Source organism: Kitasatospora xanthocidica, from assembly GCF_014656195.1.
Classification (GTDB): domain Bacteria; phylum Actinomycetota; class Actinomycetes; order Streptomycetales; family Streptomycetaceae; genus Kitasatospora; species Kitasatospora xanthocidica.
On record NZ_BNBY01000001.1, the window covers coordinates 298,667 to 312,005 of the forward strand.

Genomic DNA, 13,339 nt, shown 5'->3' on the forward strand with positions numbered 1-13,339 from the left:
CCCTGTGGGCCCACGGGGCGGCCGCGGGCCTACCGGTGGCTCACGGCCAGAGCAGGGTGCGCGACCAGTCCGGGGAGCTGACCGGGCCGGTGCGGGTGTAGCGCAGCCGGACGTGCCGGCGCTCGGAGTCGCCCTGCCAGAACTCCACCTCGTGCGCCCACAGGGTGTAGACCGCGTGGCCGGGCGGGACGACGTCCGGGTGCGCCTCCAGCCGGCGGCGGGCGACGGCCACCGCCTCGTCGTACTCGGTCAGCTCGGCCAGCGGCTCGCTCTGCCGTCCGACCAGCGAGGACGCCCGGGCGGCGGGCGAGCGGGTGGCGAACTCGGCGGCCGCGACCAGGTCGGCCGCCCGCTCGACGGTGCCGCGCACCCGCACCTGGCGGCCCAGCTGCGGCCAGTAGACGGTCAGCGCGGCGGCCGGGTGGTCGGCGAGCTGACGGCCCTTCGGACTGTCGGCGGCGGCGGAGAAGTTCCAGCCGGTGCCGGCCGCGTCGACATCGCGCAGCACCAGCACCCGGGCGTCCGGCATGCCGTCCGCGTCGACGGTGGAGAGGGTGAACGCCTGCGGGTCCAGCACCCCGGCGTCCAGCGCGGTCGCGAGCCAGTCCACGAACAGCGGGCCCGGCGCGGCGGGCGCGGCGTCCTGGTCGAAGGACGGCAGCGGACGGGCCATCGGCGGGCGGCCGAGCAGCAGCTCGGGGACGGACCTGGGCTCGGGCCTGGGCTCGGGCCGGCGCTCGCGGGGCGGCTCGACGGTCGGCTCCGGGCGCGCTCCCGCCTCCGGCTCCGGTGCAGGCCTGGCCTCGTCCGGGCCCGTCAGGCCCTCCTCGTCCGCCGCCATCGCGCGCCCTTCCTTCCGAGTGCCGCGGTCGCCACCCCCCGCCGGGCCGTCCCATTCGGGCCCTGGCACGAGATGCGCTGTCGGAGCGCAACCGTACCGCCGTGGACCGACGGCCCCGGGCGCGGGCCCGTCGGTGGACGGATCACGGCCGGTCCGCGGGAGGGCGCCCGGACGCACTCGTGGGCGGTGCCGATGGCGGCACCGCCCACGAGGCCGGTCTGACGGTGACCCTTTCCGCCGGCCGGTCATGCGCTGTTCCCTCGGTGATGCGCGGTTCCCTCTGGTTGTCGCGGCTGGTGCGGTTGCCGCTGTCGTCGCGGCTGGTGCGGTTGTCGCGTCCGGTGCTGTTGCCGCCGTTGCCGCCGTTGTCGCGGCCGGCGCGGTCGTCGCCGTGCGGTCCGAGTCCGGGCGCGGGTGCTCAGCTCACCCGCGGCCCCCACCTCCGGCGCCCCCGCCCTCGGTGGTTCTCGGTGGTACTCCACGGCACTCGACGGAACCCGACGGCACTCGGTGCGGCCGTCCGGCCGCTCGGTCAGGGGAAGACCGGGGCGAAGATGACGTTGACGTTCTTGTTGCCCTGACCGGCCAGCACGGCGCCGGCGTTGTCCTTCACCGCGAGGGTGTTGCTCTGGTTCGAGGCACCGGAGCCGGTGGCCGTCTGCTGGGTGGAGACGTAGTTGCCGTCGACCCCGCCGAACACGTTGCCGGTGCCCACGTTGGACACCACGCCGGCGTTGGAGCCGGCCGCGGCACCCGCGCCGTTGTCGGCGACGGCGGCACCGGCGCCCACCAGCAGCAGACCGGCCGCGAGCGGGCCGGCGAGCAGGAGTCCGGCCACCCGACGGGTGTGGATGCGAGCCATGAGAGCCTCCAGAAATCTGTTAATCGTGCAATGGTCGATCATGAGGTGCGGGGTTCGCCGGCCAGACGAACACCTGCGGGCTGCGACGCCGGGAGACAGACTTCCGCAACAAATCGACAAAGCACTAGCTCACCCCGCAGTTTTCGCCCGTTCGCGTGATATCCACCGAGGCCGCGCATAACGGGTCGGAATCCGGAAAGCGCGCCGACGCACCACCCATGAGCTGGGACTTCACCCGGATGGACGACGGTTCGCGGACAACGGGGAGCGGCGCGTCGACACCCTTGCGGACTACTGGTCGCACCACCCCGGCGCAGGCGAACCGTGAATGCGCCCCAGAAAAGTTCGACCACCCTTCCATGTCGACTTTTCCAGCCATTCGCAGACCATCGGAAAGTCACACTGAAATGGGGCGCAGAAGCGAGCGGAAACCGTGTCGAGAGGGCTCGGAGAAAATCAGACCATCTTGCCCGGGTTCAGGATGCCCAAGGGGTCGAAGACCCCCTTCAGCTGCCGCTGCAGCTCCAGCGCCACCGGGCCCAGCTCACGGGCCAGCCAGTCCCGCTTGAGCAGCCCCACGCCGTGCTCGCCGGTGATCGTGCCGCCCAGCTCCAGGCCGAGCGCCATGATGTCGTCGAAGGACCGCTGGGCGCGTACCGCCTGGTCCTCGTCCTCGGCGTCGAAGATCACGATCGGGTGGGTGTTGCCGTCCCCGGCATGACTCACCACCCCGATGGTCAGCCCGTGCCGCTCGGCGATCGCCGCGACCCCGTTCAGCATCTCCGCCAGCCGGGAACGCGGCACCGCCACGTCGTCGATCATGGTGGTGCCCAGCCGGTCCAGCGCGGGCAACGCCAACCGCCGTGCGGCCAGCAGCAGATCGGACTCCGCTTGGTCCTCGGCCGGCACCACCTCGGTCGCCCCGGCCGCCCGGCACAACTCCGCCACCCGCGCCAACTCGCCCACCCGGTCCGGCCCGTCGAACGCCACCAGCAGCAGCGCCTGGGTGGACTCCGGCTGCCCCATCTGCCCCAGCTCGTTCACGGCCCGCACCGAGACCGCGTCCATCAGCTCCATCAGCGACGGGGTCAGACCGCGCGCCATCACCTCGCACACCGCCGCCCCCGCCGCGTCCGCGCTCGGGAACTCCGCCGCCAGGGCCAACTGCGGAGCCGGCGCGGGCCGCAACGCCAGTACGGCCCGGACCACCACCCCGAGCGTCCCCTCCGAACCGACGAACAGCCGGGTCAGGTCGTACCCGGCCACGCCCTTGGCCGTCCGGCGGCCGGTCGACAACAGCCGCCCGTCCGCCAGCACCACGTCCAGGCCGAGCACGTACTCGCTGGTGACCCCGTACTTCACGCAGCACAGCCCGCCCGCGCCGGTGCCGATGTTGCCGCCGATCGTGCAGGACTCCCAACTGGACGGGTCCGGCGGGTACGACAGGCCCAACTGCTCCACCGCGCGCGAGAGTTCGGCGTTCACCACACCGGGCTCGACGACCGCGATCCGGTTCACCGGATCGATCTCCAGGATCCGGTTCAGCTTCACCAGCGACAGCACGACGCACCCGTCCACCGCGTTCGCCGCCCCCGACAACCCGGTCCGGGCACCCTGCGGCACCACGGGCACCCGCAGCTCGGTCGCCACCCGCATCACGTGTTGCACCTGCTCGACCGTCTCCGGGAACACCACCACGGCAGGCACCCCGGCCGCACAGAACCCCGCCATGTCGCGGCTGTACGCGGCCGTCACATCGGGGTCCACCACCACGGCCCCGGCCGGCAGGCCCTGCGCCAGTCGATCCGTCAGATCACCCATCGCCGCCTCCGCTCACCGCCGACCAGCTCCACCACCGCACTCTGCCCGCGTGCCGGATGTGGGGCAAGTGGGCCCCGGGGGCGGGACGGGCGGTGGGGCCGGGCCGCCAGGGCGGGGGTGGGTGAGGCGGGAGGGGCGGTGGGCCCGCGTGCCGGATGTGGGGCAAGTGGGCCCCGGGGGCGGGACGGGCGGTGGGGCCGGGCCGCCAGAGCGGGGGTGGGTGAGACGGGAGGGGCGGTGGGCCCGCGTGCCGGATGTGGGGCAAGTGGGCCCCGGGGGCGGGACGGGCGGTGGGGCCGGGCCGCCAGAGCGGGGGTGGGTGAGACGGGAGGGGCGGTGGGCTGCCGGGCCCGTGCGCCGACTGCGGGGGTCAGGCTCGGCGGAGGGTCGGGGTCGCGAGGGCGGTGAGGCCGGCGGCGGCGGTGGCGAGGGCGCAGAGGAGGGTGGGCAGGGCGGCGCCGGCCGTGTCCGCGAGCAGGCCCAGCAGGGCGTTCGAGAGCACCAGCGCGAGGCTCTGCACGAGCGTCAACAGCGCCTGTACGCGCGAGAGGTGGGAGGAGGGCGTGCCGGTCAGCACCAGCGGTCCGAGGTGGCACGCGAAGAGGCCCGAACCGATGCCCGCCACCACGCTGCCGGCCACCGCCGTCACCGGCCCCGCGGCGAGCGCCAGCACCGCCGTCCCCGCCGACGCCGTGCAGAGCCCGGCCGCCGCCCCCGCGCCGGCCCTGGGCAGTGCGCCCCGCCAGGCGACCAGGCCGGCCACCGCGAGCACCCCGGCCGCCTGGCCGCCGCTCACCAGCCCGGCCGTGCCCGCCGTCCAGCCGTGCGCCCGGGCGAGCAGCGGGCCGAGCAGCGACACCACCGGGAGCAGGGCCCCGGCGGCCGCGCCGGTGAGCAGCAGCGCGGCCCGCAGCAGCGGGTCGCCGAGGGCGAGCCGGACGCCGGACGCCGCCTCGCGCAGCAGGCCGGCCGGCCCGGCGGACGGCGCGACGACCGGCCCGGCGGACGGCGCGCCCCCGCCGGGCCGGACCCGCAGCAGGACCAGCAGGACGACCCCGAAGCTCGCCGCGTCCGCCGCCGCCGCGCCGGACAGCCCGCCGGCGGCGACCAGCAGGCCGCCCAGCGGCGCCCCGAGCAGGACGGCGCCCTGCCCGCCGGCCTGGCGCAGGGCGAGCGCCCGGGGCAGCCGGTCGGCGGGCACCAGCCGGCTGGGCATCGAGCCGCTCGCCGGGAGGTAGAAGGCGTCGACGGTCCCGATCACGGCCGCCGCCGCGACCAGCAGCCACAGCGGCGGTGTGCCCGGGCCGCCGGCCGCGAGCGCCAGGGCGACGGTCGCGGCCAGCATCACCGCGTCCCCGGCGAGCATCACCCGGCGGGCCCCGAACCGGTCCGCGACCGCGCCGCCCAGCAGGACCAGCACCGTCCGCGGCACGGTGATCGCGGTCAGGACGAGCCCGGCCGCCCCGCCGCCGTGCGCGGAGGCGGCCCAGCCGAGGGCGAAGTACAGCGCGGCGTCGCCCAGCAGTCCGGCCTGGGTGCCGGCCAGCCAGAGCAGGTACGGCCGGGGCAGCGGCGCCCGCGCGGCACCCGCGGCGGTGTCGGAGCGGGCGCCGGTGGCGGCGTCGGAGGTGGCGGCGTCGGAGGTGGCGGTGGTCATGCCGGGCGACGCTAGGGCCCTCGACCTGGTCGAGGGCAAGCGCGCCCCGAGGGGCAGCCCTACCGGCGGACGACCGGCTCCTGGAGTTCGGTGACCCACCCGGCCTCGTCCTCCGGGCACTCCAGGTACAGCTCCCGGGCGTAGCCGGCCGAGCGGTAGCCGTTCTCCTCGATGAAGCGGGCCAGGTGCTGGACGGTCCCCAGCACTCCGTTCATCGGGCCGCGGTGCACGATCGTCGCCGCCTCCTCGATCGGCGGGAGGTCGACCACCTCGAAGTCGTGCGCGCCGGGCCGCACCGACGGTCCGACCGGGACGGCGACCAGGATCAGCACCGAGCCGTCTCCCTCCGGCCCGTCCTCGTACCGGGCGACGGACGGGCCGGTCCCCTCGACCCCGGCCTCGGCGAGCCGCCGGCACAGTTCGGTGAACAGCGGGCCGATCACCGGGGTGATGTCCTCGGGCGCGTAACTGGCGGCCACACCGGTCAGTTGGGCCGCCCGGACGGACGGCACCGGCTTCACCACGACATCGTGTGCGGACATGGTCCCCTCACTCTCGATCGTCCGGAGCCTCGCCTCCACCCGGGCCAGCCGCAGCTCGTCCGCCGCGATCGCCTCGGCGAGCTGGGCCCGTCGCAGCCGCAGCATGCCGCGCAGTTCGGCCGGGTCCACCTCGTCGTCGAGGACGGCCCGTACCTGTTGCAGCGTGAAGCCGAGCTCCTTGAGCGCGATCACCCGGTTGAGCCGGGCGAGTTGGGCCGCCTCGTAGGAGCGGTAGCCGCTGACCGGGTCCACCCGGGCGGGCCGCAGCAGGCCGATCGCGTCGTAGTGCCGCAGCATCCGTACCGACACCCGGCCGTGGCTGGCGAAGTCTCCGATGTTCAACATGGTGCCTCCACTCCACCGCCTCCCACGGTGTCAGGGTCAACCCCGGCCGCCGGACCGCCCCGCAAAAACACCGAGGGCGGGTGCCGAGTGGTCTCGGCACCCGCCCTGAGCAGGTGGTTCTCCTACCGGCGGAGAGCGTGGGATTCGAACCCACGGTGACGGGTCACGCCACGACAGTTTTCAAGACTGTTCCCTTAGGCCGCTCGGGCAGCTCTCCAGGCGGAGGTCAGCCTAACGGGTCCGGCGGGGTTCGGTGCACACCGTTTCGCGGTGCCGCCGGTCGGTGGGCGGGGTCACGGCTGGTCGCCCTCGCGCTGGCCGAGGGTGACCTTGGTGGTGAGCTGCTGGCCACCGCGGGTGTACTCGACGTCGACGGTCTCGCCGGGCTTGTGCGTCCAGATCCGGCTGACCAGGGCGGGGCCGTTGTCGATCGGCACGCCGCCGAGCTTGGTGATGACGTCGCCGGGCTTGAGGCCGGCCTTGTCGGCCGCGCCGCCGGGGGTGACGGCCGGCTGGCCCTGGACGTCGCGGGTCTGGATCTGCGCGCCGTCGCCCTTGTAGTCGTCGTTGCGCAGCACGTCGAGCTTGGCGTAGACCGGCTTGCCGGTCTTGATCAGGGTGTCCGCGACCCACCGGGCCTGGTTGATCGGGATGGCGAAGCCCAGGCCGATGCTGCCGGCCCGGCCGTTGGCGGAGGCGTTGGACTGGATCGCCGAGTTGATGCCGACCACCGCGCCGCCGGAGTCGAGCAGCGGGCCGCCGGAGTTGCCGGGGTTGATCGAGGCGTCGGTCTGCAGGGCGTTCATGTAGGAGGCCTGCGAGCCGGTCTCGTCGCCGGAGGCGACCGGGCGGTCCTTGGCGCTGATGATGCCGCTGGTGACGGTCGACTCCAGGCCGTAGGGCGCGCCGATCGCGACGGTGGCGTCGCCGACGTTGACCTTGTCGGAGTCGGCCAGCGGCAGCGGGGTCAGCTTGCCCTTCGGCGGGTTGTCGATCTTGACCACGGCGACGTCGTAGCCCTCGGCGTGGCCGAGCACCGAGGCGTTGTACGAGGTGCCGTCGGCGAACTTGACGGTCAGTTTGCCGCCGTTGAGGGTCGGCGCGACCACGTGGTTGTTGGTGAGGATGTGGCCCTCGGTGTCGAAGACGAAGCCGGTGCCGGTGCCCGACTCGCCGTTGCCCTGCGCCTTGATGGTGACGACGCTGGGCAGCGCCTTCTGCGCGATGGCGGCGATCGAACCGGGGGAGGGCTCGTTCTTCTGGGTGTCGCTGGCCTGGACGGTGGTGCTGCGGTGGTCGTCGGCGGAGCTCCTGCTGTCGCCGCGGTCGGCGACGCTCACGCCGACCGCGCCGCCGGCGATCCCGGCGACCAGCGCGACGGCCGCGATCAGGGCGAGCAGTGCGCCGCGCTTCTTGCGCGGGCCGCCGCCGTGCGGGCCGCCGGAGTGGTCGGCCGGGTAGCCGAGCGGGCCCGCGGGGCCGCCGGGGAAGCCCGCTCCGGAGCCGGCGTCGTGGTTCGGGCCCCAGCCGCCGAGCGGCTGGCCGGCGCCGAACGGGTGGTGGGCGTGCGCGGCGGGCACGCCGGGGGTGATCGGGGTGCCGGGGGCGGGCGTGGCGGCGCCGTACGGGTCGTGCGCGCCCGCGGCGGGGACGCCGTGGGTCGGGGTGGCGTACGGGTTGCCGGCCGGCGGCAGCGCCGGGGCCGCGGGCGCGGCCGGGGCGGGCGGCAGGACCGGCGGCGGCGCGTCGATGTACCCGGTGACCGGGTCGACGGCGGGCTCCCCGGTGACGGGCGCCACGGGCGCGACCGGAGCGGCGTCCGCGGCGGGCGCCTGGGGCGCGGCCGCCGGGGCCTCCGGCGCGGTGACCTTGGTGAAGGCGACGGTGGGCTTGTGGCCGCCCTCGGGCGCCGCACCCTCCGGCGCCGTACCCTCCGCCGCGACGCCGGCGGCGGGCGCCGGCTCGGGCGCGGGCACCCGGCTGAACGCCATGGTCGGCTGGTGCCCGCCGTCCGCCGGAGCGGCGTCGACGGGGGCGGCCTCGACCGCGCCCGCCTCAGCGGCGCCGGCCTCGACCGCGCCGGCCTCGACCGCACCGGCCTCCGGCTCGGGGACCCGGCGGAAGGCCATGGTCGGCTTGTGCCCGCCCTGAGCGGGGCCCTCGGAGACGGACTCGGCCGCCCCCTGGCCTGCGGGCTGCTCCCCCTGCGGCCCGGTGGGCCCAACCTCGCGCTCGGTGCTCACGGACGACCTCCATAGCTGGCAGAACCAAGGACCATAGTTTTTCGCATTGTCGATTCGATTGCCGTAAGGACCCCTCTGAAGAACTCATAAGAATCCTTAGCCGGCACCGACACCCGGGGGTTCCCCTCCCCCGTCGGGCGTCCCGCGATGCGGACCGCACACGCCCTGGCCTTGGGTGTTCGCCCCTGTGCCGGTTAGCCTGTCGCTCCAAACTGACACGCGGGAGCTTGGACCGACCAGGCTGAGAGTGCGCATGTCGACCGTACGCCACACGAGCGAGGCGAACGGCCGAGGGGGCGCTGACCGCCGGAACCTGTCCGGGTAATGCCGGCGTAGGGAGTATCGGCCATGCCGCCTGCTTCGTCATCCTCTTCTTCGGGCGCCCCCGCGTCCAAGGGTTTCCCCGCCACCGAGGGCCCCGCCGCCACCGCGGACCCCGCCGGGTCAGCGGCCGCCGGAACCGCCGTCCTGGACCCCGCCGAGCGCCCCGAGCGGGCCGAGGCGCCGCTGGTCCTGGACACCGAGCCGCCGCGCACGCTGCGCTTCCGGGACCACTTCGCGCTCTGGATGAACCTGGGCGTCAGCCTGATCGGCTTCTCCACCGCCGCCACCGTGCTGGGCGCCCCCGGCAGCGAGCTCTCGCTGGCCGCCGCGGTGACCGCGATCGTGGTCGGTACGGCGGTCGGCACCGCGATGCTCGGCGTGGCCGCGCTGATCGGCGCCCGGACCGGCGCCCCCGCGATGGCCAGCCTGCGCGGGCTGTTCGGCACCCGGCTGTCGTACCTGCCGACGGTGCTGAACATCGTGCAGTGCGTCGGCTGGGGCGTGTTCGAGCTGCTGACGATCTCGGCGGGCGCCCAGACCGTCGCCCACACCACCGGCTACCGCTGGCTGTTCGTGCTGCTCGCGGGTGCGCTGACCACCGCGCTGACCATCTGGCCGCTGGGCTCGATCGCGGTGCTGCGCCGCTTCGTGGCCGGGGCGGTCGCCGTCGCGATGGTGTACCTCACCGTCCAGCTGGGCCGCCAGGGCGTGCCGGACCCGGGGGCCGGCAACTGGCACGGCTTCCTGGGCGCGACCGACGCGATGATCGCGGTGTCGATCTCCTTCGTGCCGCTGGCCGCCGACTACACCCGGCACTCGCGCACCCCGCGCTCGGCGTTCTGGGGCAGCTTCTCCGGCTACACGATCGCCCAGGTCTGGTGCTACGTGCTCGGCCTGATGGCGCTGCTGCAGTCCGGCGGCGACCCGAACAAGATCTTCGACTCCTTCCTCGGCGTCTGGGCCGGCTGGCTGTTCCTGCTGGTGCTGGTGGTGCGCGAGACCGACCAGTCCTTCGCCAACGTGTACTCGACCGCGATGTCGGTGCAGAACCTGCTGCCGAAGGTGGACCGCCGGGTGCTGAGCGGCGCGATCGGCCTGCTGACCACCGTGCTGGCGCTGCAGATCGACGAGTTCACCGACAGCTACTACAGCTTCCTCGGCCTGATCGGCTCGGTGTTCGTGCCGCTGCTGGCGGTGCTGGCCGTGGACTTCTTCCTCGGCGCCGGGCGCCGTGGCTGGGACCTCTCCGAGGACGCGCCGTCCCGCTGGACGATGCTGCTGCCGTGGGTGCTGGGCTTCGCCGTCTACCAGTTCATCGCGCCGACCAAGGTGGCCGGCTGGTGGACGGACTTCTGGACCTCCGCCCAGGAGACCCTGCACTTCACCCCGCAGGAGTGGACCTCGGCCTCGCTGTTCGCCTTCCTGGTGCCGGCCCTGGCCACCTGGGCGCTCACCCCGCTCACCCGCCGCACCGCCCGCTGACGGCACCGGACGGCCGTCCGCCGACACCGGACGGCCGCCCGGAGGGCCGCAGACGGCGCCGCAGGTTGGGACCGTCGTCGCCCCCGCTTCACCTGCGCCGCCTATCGTTGGCCCCGTGACCAGCCCAGACCTGTCCTCGGCGGTGGCGCGCACCGCGCCGCCCGTCCAGGTGATCGCCCACCGCGGTTCCTCCCACGCCCTGCCCGAACACACCCTCGCGGCCTACCGGCGCGCGCTCGACGAGGGCGCCGACGCGGTGGAGTGCGACGTCCGGGTGACCGCCGACGGCCACCTGGTCTGCGTGCACGACCGGCGGATCGGCCGGGTCTCCAACGGCCGCGGCACCGTCTCGGCGATGACGCTCGCCGAGCTGGAGGCGTACGACTTCGGCGCCTGGAAGACCGGCCGCCCCAGCACCGACCCGGAGCTGCGCGGCGTGCTGCGGCTGGAGCGCCTGCTGGAGCTGGTGGTGGACTGCGGCCGCCCGGTGGACCTGGCGATCGAGACCAAGCACCCGGTGCGCTTCCGCGGCCTGGTGGAGTCCGAGCTGCTCCGGATGCTGGAGCGCTTCAAGATCGGCGCGGCCCGGCAGGGCGACCGCCCGTCCGCCCGGATCATGAGCTTCTCCTCGATCGCGCTGAACCGGGTGGCCGCCGCCGCGCCGGAGTACCGGCGGGTGTTCCTGTTCGAGCGGACGCTGCCGCTGCTCGGCAAGCTGCGCGAGGGCGCGCCGCTGCCGGGCGGGGCGCGGATCGCCGGGCCGGGCATCGACCTGGTGCGGGCCCGTCCGCAGCTGGTGACCCGGCTGCGCGAGCTGGGTCACGAGGTGCACGTGTGGACCGTGGACGAACCGGCCGACGTCGAGCTCTGCCTGGAACTCGGCGTTTCCGCGATCATCACCAACCGGCCCGCCGAGGTCCTGGCACAGCTCGGACGGTGATCCGCCGACGCACCGGCGGCCGGGCCGGTGCGGACCGGCCGCCCTGGTCGGCGGTCAAACCTTCCGCGCTCGATATTGCCGGAATTCCTCTTCCCCCGGGCGACGGAGGGTGAGCACGGAATGACCTCGTGTCGACCTTCCGTAGCCACGCTCGAAATGGGCTCGCGGGATCGTCCGGTGTTCGTTTCCGACGCATTACCAAGGGGCATCTCTCCCTCGGCATACGCTGAAGGAGGTCCGGGGGTGGCGTTGATGGTGGCGCGTGAAGTGCCGACTTCATCGACCATGGCAGTGCCGCACGGCCCAGCGAGTGTCGGGGTCGCACGGCGCCGACTGCGTCGAGATCTGGGTGACCGGCAGATACCCGAACCGGTCATCGACGATGCTGTACTGATCCTGTCCGAACTGTTGAGCAACGCCTGTCGGTACGCCCGTCCGCTCGGCCCGCTGCCGGCGCTCGGCCGCAGTGCCCGGGCCGAGGTGCTCGGTCAGGTGCTGGTCGGCGTCCCGTCCGGGGCGCAGCCCGCGCCGGAGGGCCGGGAGCACGGCGAGGACACCGGGCCGCCGGACGACGGCGTGCTGGTCCGCTGGCAGATGCACGCCGACGGCGTGCTCACCCTGGAGGTCACCGACGGCGGAGCGACCACCCGGCCGCTGCCCGCCAGTCCCTCGCTGACCTCGGGCGGTGGCCGCGGCCTGAGCATCGTCGACCAGCTGGCCAGCGACTGGGGCGTGCGCGACGCGCCCGGCGAGGTGACGGTCTGGGCGGCGCTGCCCGCCCGCGCCCGCCACGCCCGGCGCACCGGGGGCGACGCCCGCAGCGCGTAGGACGACACCCGCGGCGCCCAGGACGGCGTCCGCAACGCGCAGGACGGCGTCCGCAACGCGCAGGACGGCGTCCGCAACGCCCAGGACGGCGGCGGCGGCGCCCAGGACGGCGGCGGCGGCGCTGCCCCCGGCGCGCGACACCCGCCCCGGCGCGTCGGCGCGCGCCGGGGGAAGCGCGGGTGCCTCGAGAACGTCAGTAGGCTTCCCGGGACACAGGACCACCGTTCCCGGGAGAGCCGCACCATGGGCAAGAAGGCCGCCAAGAAGGCGCCGCAGCGTCAGTCCACCACCGCCGTCACGGGCGAGATCCCCGTGGTCGGGGCCCGCGAGGACTGCCCCTGCGGCTCGGGCCGCCGCTACAAGGCCTGCCACGGCCGCGAGGCCTCGCACGCGGTGCAGGAGCTGGTGCACCGCCCGTTCGAGGGCCTGCCGGGCGAGGCCGACTGGGTCGCGCTGCGCGAGCTGGTGCCGGCCGCCACGGTGCCGCTGACGCTGGCCGCCGGCGTGGTCGAGGGTGCCGAGGGCGAGGTCCCGTCGGTGACGCTGGCCACCGTGCTGCCGCTGGCCTGGCCGGCCCTGCGCCGCCAGGACGGCTCGATCCTGCTCGGCCTGCAGACCCAGTCCTCCTCCGGCGACCTCAGCCGCGACCTCGCGGACGCCCTGGAGCTGGCCCTGGCCACCGAGCCGGGCACCCCGGTGCCGGCCCGCCGGACCGTCCCGGGCGGGCGCCGCCTGCAGGACCTGCTGGACACCACCGCCGCGTTCACGCCGGACGTGCACACCGGCTTCGAGTTCTGGCTGGAGGACGCCGAGACCGCCACCGGCGAGGTCGCCGCCTCCCTGGAGCGCGCCAACGCCTCGGCCATCCCGACCGAGAAGCTGGGCAGCGTCGACGCCGCCTACTGGTGCGGCACCCCGGACAAGAACCACCTGCGCTGGGTGATGACCGTGCCCGAGGAGCAGCTGCTGGACGCGCTGGCCCGGCTGAACGCCGCCGGCGAGGCCTCGCTCGGCGCGGACACCCGCCTGGTCGGCTCGTTCCGCGCGCACGGCCTGACCGTCCCGGTGTGGGACCTGCCGCTCTCGATGACCGCCGCCGACTGCGAGAAGCCGGCCGCCGAGTTCGGCGAGCGGCTCGCCGCGGTGCTCGCCGAGCCGGCCCCGCTGACCGCCGAGGAGCGGCGCGCCCGCGCGAACCTGGTGAACCGTCAGGTCACCTTGAACTAAAGCGCGCAGGATCCACGTGATACGCGTCACATTGTCGCGGTGAACGCGCAATTTCCGGGCGTGGAGGGCGTCTTGGAAATTGGCGCGGGCGCGGATCCTTGTTACTGTCTAAAGAGTCCGGCCGCTGGTGCATCCCCCGTCGCCAGCGGCCGGATCTTTTCTTTTTCCGGAGCGCCCCGGTGGTAGCCGTCCCGCGGGCCCCGGGAAGACCACTCGCTCCCAGGGCC

The 13,339-nt window shown here is 74.6% G+C and carries 10 protein-coding genes and 1 tRNA gene; 4 read left to right on the forward strand and 7 right to left on the reverse strand.

The features are described 5' to 3' along the window. Positions 1–40 precede the first annotated feature (40 nt). The 7 genes from IE332_RS01295 to IE332_RS01325 form a co-directional block, all read right to left on the reverse strand. Positions 41–841 (reverse strand): pyridoxine/pyridoxamine 5'-phosphate oxidase, encoded by an 801-nt coding sequence (locus tag IE332_RS01295; protein ID WP_229928204.1) that lies wholly within the window; start codon positions 839–841, stop codon positions 41–43. A 532-nt stretch (positions 842–1,373) separates the two neighbouring features. Next, positions 1,374–1,703, reverse strand: coding sequence for a hypothetical protein (locus IE332_RS01300; RefSeq protein ID WP_189913162.1), 330 nt, complete (start codon positions 1,701–1,703; stop codon positions 1,374–1,376). A 456-nt stretch (positions 1,704–2,159) separates the two neighbouring features. Further along, positions 2,160–3,524 (reverse strand): FAD-binding oxidoreductase, encoded by a 1,365-nt coding sequence (locus IE332_RS01305; protein ID WP_189913163.1) that lies wholly within the window; start codon positions 3,522–3,524, stop codon positions 2,160–2,162. A 370-nt stretch (positions 3,525–3,894) separates the two neighbouring features. Next, entirely contained in the window at positions 3,895–5,181 is a 1,287-nt protein-coding gene (locus IE332_RS01310) for an MFS transporter (RefSeq protein ID WP_189913164.1), read from the reverse strand. A 59-nt stretch (positions 5,182–5,240) separates the two neighbouring features. After that, complete coding sequence (locus IE332_RS01315) at positions 5,241–6,068, reverse strand: MerR family transcriptional regulator (RefSeq protein WP_189913165.1); 828 nt, start codon at positions 6,066–6,068, stop codon at positions 5,241–5,243. A 129-nt stretch (positions 6,069–6,197) separates the two neighbouring features. Then, positions 6,198–6,285, reverse strand: a tRNA-Ser gene (locus IE332_RS01320). A gap of 76 nt (positions 6,286–6,361) precedes the next feature. Continuing rightward, complete coding sequence (locus IE332_RS01325; RefSeq protein WP_229928205.1) at positions 6,362–8,311, reverse strand: S1C family serine protease; 1,950 nt, start codon at positions 8,309–8,311, stop codon at positions 6,362–6,364. 348 nt (positions 8,312–8,659) lie between these two features. Between IE332_RS01325 and IE332_RS01330 the strand changes: the two genes are divergently transcribed. The 4 genes from IE332_RS01330 to IE332_RS01345 all read left to right on the forward strand — a co-directional run bounded on the left by IE332_RS01330 (position 8,660) and on the right by IE332_RS01345 (position 13,112). After that, a complete protein-coding gene (locus IE332_RS01330) occupies positions 8,660–10,117 on the forward strand; it encodes a purine-cytosine permease family protein (protein ID WP_189913166.1) in 1,458 nt (485 codons plus the stop codon). 115 nt (positions 10,118–10,232) lie between these two features. Then, positions 10,233–11,057 carry a glycerophosphodiester phosphodiesterase gene (locus tag IE332_RS01335; protein ID WP_189913167.1) on the forward strand — a complete coding sequence of 275 codons (825 nt, stop codon included), beginning with the start codon at positions 10,233–10,235 and terminating at the stop codon, positions 11,055–11,057. Between the two features lie 408 nt (positions 11,058–11,465). Beyond that, complete coding sequence (locus IE332_RS01340; RefSeq protein WP_308437509.1) at positions 11,466–11,885, forward strand: ATP-binding protein; 420 nt, start codon at positions 11,466–11,468, stop codon at positions 11,883–11,885. Positions 11,886–12,128: 243 nt separating this feature from the next. After that, on the forward strand, positions 12,129–13,112 hold the full coding sequence (locus IE332_RS01345; RefSeq protein ID WP_189913169.1) for a DUF5926 family protein: 984 nt from the start codon (positions 12,129–12,131) through the stop codon (positions 13,110–13,112). Positions 13,113–13,339 lie beyond the last annotated feature (227 nt).

Excerpts from the sequence above, each read along its gene's own strand:
- IE332_RS01305 (WP_189913163.1), bottom strand. The coding sequence starts at position 3,524 with ATGGGTGATCTGACGGATCGACTGGCGCAGGGCCTGCCGGCCGGGGCC.
- IE332_RS01310 (WP_189913164.1), bottom strand. The coding sequence starts at position 5,181 with ATGACCACCGCCACCTCCGACGCCGCCACCTCCGACGCCGCCACCGGC.
- IE332_RS01300 (WP_189913162.1), bottom strand. The coding sequence starts at position 1,703 with ATGGCTCGCATCCACACCCGTCGGGTGGCCGGACTCCTGCTCGCCGGC.
- IE332_RS01345 (WP_189913169.1), top strand. The coding sequence starts at position 12,129 with ATGGGCAAGAAGGCCGCCAAGAAGGCGCCGCAGCGTCAGTCCACCACC.
- IE332_RS01330 (WP_189913166.1), top strand. The coding sequence starts at position 8,660 with ATGCCGCCTGCTTCGTCATCCTCTTCTTCGGGCGCCCCCGCGTCCAAG.
- IE332_RS01315 (WP_189913165.1), bottom strand. The coding sequence starts at position 6,068 with ATGTTGAACATCGGAGACTTCGCCAGCCACGGCCGGGTGTCGGTACGG.
- IE332_RS01295 (WP_229928204.1), bottom strand. The coding sequence starts at position 841 with ATGGCGGCGGACGAGGAGGGCCTGACGGGCCCGGACGAGGCCAGGCCT.